Raw genomic sequence first — 275 nt, 5'->3', positions numbered from 1 at the left:
ACCTCAAGTTGAGCTTGCCTCTACCGAAGATTTTAGCGGGTTTGTTGTGATTCCACAAATGGCGAGGCTTTCCTTGACACAGAGCAGCGACGCATTCCTCCTTACGTTCCTCGACGAGGCTACTGATATCCTTGGTCAATGGGAGAAAGCTTGCCTAGATTTAGACGGCCGCTGGACGGCGTCGGCCTGCGACGCGCTATTTCGCGCTGCACATAATTTAAAGGGAGCCTCGCGGTCCGTCGGGCTCATGGACTATGGGGCATTTGTACACGCCG

Annotated in this window: 1 protein-coding gene; it reads left to right on the top strand. The window is 54.5% G+C overall.

What is annotated here, in order from left to right; all coding sequences use genetic code 11:
* Positions 1 to 58 precede the first annotated feature (58 nt).
* A partial coding sequence (locus tag ACZ3HH_RS29895; protein WP_465810179.1) for an Hpt domain-containing protein occupies positions 59 to 275 on the top strand: 217 nt, incomplete at its 3' end.

Source organism: Pseudomonas sp. PME37.24/025, assembly GCF_055556615.1.
The sequence above is the reverse complement of the archived record's forward strand: the minus strand, read 5'-3'. Positions and strand labels throughout refer to the sequence as shown.